Here is a 2887-nt window from a genome sequence, read left to right on the forward strand (position 1 = left end):
TGAGTGCACTGGGTAATATTTCGAGTTTGCCTTGGCAGAAATTGTCGGCGGTTTCCAGCACGGATAGCGGGTTGGTATCGTCCATGGTACCTAGCAGGGCATTGGCTAGCGCCTTGATATCGGCAAATCCGGTGACCGGTCCACGTGCGGGCGGCTGGTTTGCGCTATGTAGCCGATAGCGCTCCAGACTGCGGTCTATCTTGCGCAGTCGCACCAGTTCGGTTTCCTTGTCATGGATCAGCGCGTCCTTGGTGTTCAATTGCTGCTCTAGGCCATCAATGCGTTGTTTGAGTCGGTTTAGTTCGGCATGGTGTTCGTCACGCGTCGTGCAGCCTGTTGGCGGGTGCATGACCGCCACTTCCGCATGGGGTGGCACGGAGGTGGCGGCGACCCAGTCTTGTACGATAAGGCTTAGTTTCTCGCGTAAAGCTTGCCGGTCACCGCCCAATGTAGCTTGCCGCGCCCGTTCACCGGCCAGTGCTTGCTGCCAACGGTTAGAAAAAGCCAGTACGGCTGCGGTGTGATCTGCAGCACTCTCGTCGTGTGCGCCCAAACTGGCCTGCAAGGTACGGATCCCCGCTTGCAGTGAGGGCGTGTGCGTGGCGTCGAGGGTGGCGAGGCCGCTGAGTAGCCCTGAAATAGCGGCATACTGGTTTTCATCGCTACCCAACAACATCGCGTGGCTACAGGCCGACAAGGCCGCATGCAGCAGGTGGTTCAGTTGCAGCTGTTCGCCTTGCGGCGCAAGTAAAGTCTCCCCCTGATACAGGGCATCCAGCTGCCCCAGTCCTTCATCGAGCTGGCTAGCCAATGTCAGCCATGATGGCAGGGTTGCGGCGTCAGGCCCGGAATGGGTGCTTAAGGGCTGCAGGATGTCATGCAGCAAGGACGCATCCAGTTGCGAGGGGGGCTGCTTCAGTGCCGTCAGCGTCAGGTCGCGGGTGTCGAGGCTGACGCGTGGCGGGAGCACTGTCAGCAAGTCGGTCATTAATTGCTGGGCAAGCTGGTCGGCGAGTAACTGGCCACGCCACAGGTCCGGACTAGGCGGCAGGTTCTCTACGGCGCCTAGCGTCCAAGCTTTGCTGCAGGAGAGGCGCGCATCCAGCGGATCAACCCGTGTCAGCCACATCGGTTTGTCCGTGGTCAGGCATTGCGCCGGGCTTAATGTCGCAAACACCTTGCGTAGATTGCGGGTCAGGAGCGCCAGCCACTGACTGAGGTTGAATGGGGCCGAGGCCCAGGCCTGTTCCTCTGCGCCCGCTGCCGTTGCCGCAAGGGCGAGTTGGTCGGGATAAAACAGGCCGGCTCTGGCCTGATCGTGCTGAGCGCTCAACTGCTGCGCCACTTCTTCATGGCGCGAGGGCAGTTTGTTGTACAGGCTGCTGGCAAACAGGTTGCCGGGTAGGGCAAAGGCTTCTGGTAGCAGACCGGCGACGTCGATGGCGACGCCAAGGTCGATGGCACAGTGTTGCTGCAGAAATTCAGCTGACAGCGCCATGCGTGGTGCGGGTAGTAAGAGCAGGATGCCACAGGCCCACAGCTGTTCCAGTACGGTCATGCGTTGCGGCTTGTCCAGTTGCGGCCAGTCACACAATGCACGCCCGACCTGCTCCAGCGCCACCACCAGATAAGGCCATTCCAGCGCGTAATGTGCCAGCAAGGTGCAGCAATGCGGCGAGCTGACGAACTGGTTGCGTGCCAGTAAGCTGCGGTAGGCCGCAACGCCATCCATCAAGGTCAACCACGGGGCCTCACTTGGTTTGCCCTCTGCCGTCAGGTGGCCGGTGGCACGCAAGACCAGTAAGTGGGGCAGCCCCAGTGTCGGCGCCTTGGGGTCGCGCACCGACTTGAGTCGCGGGGCATGACCGGTAAAAACCTCAGTCATGATGCCACTGGCGGCATGGGGCATAGCCCAGCCCAGATAGGGCAGTGACTGGCGTAGGCGATGGGTATTGTTTTTACTCAGCCGCCCTTGCATGGCATGCGAACAATAGCTATCCACCGCGCTACTCAGCGTAGGCAATGCCGTCGCAATCAGCTCGATCTGAGCGCTAATACCCTGCAAGGCATACAGCGGGCCGATCACCTCGCCGCCGTCATCGGCCAGCGCGAGCGGCAGACCGAACGCGACTTCCTCTTTTGAAAATTTAAACCCGGATTGGTAAGTCATCGGCTTCTCCTGCGGGGGACAATAGCGTGGGCGCGGTGGCGTAGTACCGGCATTGCAACGTACGCATGCGACAGCTTATGTCGCATGCGTGTAGCCATCTGCATCAGGGGGAAGCGTCAACCGCCTGCTTGCGCCATTCCCGACATAATTTGCCAAAGCCGTGCAGCCAGGTGTCGAGTTCGCCGGTATCGTTAACACAGGCGCTGAGCAAAATTGTTCCATCCGCTTGCGGGCTCAGGGTTTGATCTTCAGACAAGGGGGTCTCGGCCAGCGTCAGCACGGCACTGGCATCGAAGACCGCATGCAGCCTGACCATGCCGCCATGTGAAAATCCAAAGTTGCCCGCCGCGATATAGCTATCCAGATCAAAGTCAGGCTGTGGTGTTGCCGGATCGCTGAGTAACTGTGCTGACAGCATGCGGTGTAACAGCAACTGGCGGATCTGCGGGTAGTCCCTGAGGGTGCACACCAGATAGCTGACCTGGTTGCGCACCACCAGTGCCAGCGGGTGGACCGGGTAGGACTTGGTTTCAGTCGCCTCTCGCGGACGATAGCTGACTTGCAATTGCCGGCCGGCCAATAGCGCCTGATACACCGCATCCTGCACGGCAGGATCAATCGGCGGTGGCAGCAGCGGTTGGCCCTTGGGTAACAGGCGGACCTGATTTGGCCAGTGCGCCAAGCCACCGGCCTGCCCCTCCAGCACCTTGTCTGCGG

2 protein-coding genes are annotated in these 2887 nt (G+C 60.4%); both read right to left on the reverse strand.

Annotated features, from left to right (window positions below):
* Positions 1-2170 (reverse strand): hypothetical protein (locus ACRC1E_RS14145; RefSeq protein WP_438515734.1); only part of this gene is annotated, 2170 nt, incomplete at its 3' end.
* A 103-nt stretch (positions 2171-2273) separates the two neighbouring features.
* Positions 2274-2887 (reverse strand): helix-turn-helix transcriptional regulator (locus tag ACRC1E_RS14150; protein WP_438515736.1); only part of this gene is annotated, 614 nt, incomplete at its 5' end.

Source organism: Craterilacuibacter sp. (assembly GCF_051659485.1).
Lineage (GTDB): Bacteria > Pseudomonadota > Gammaproteobacteria > Burkholderiales > Chromobacteriaceae > Craterilacuibacter.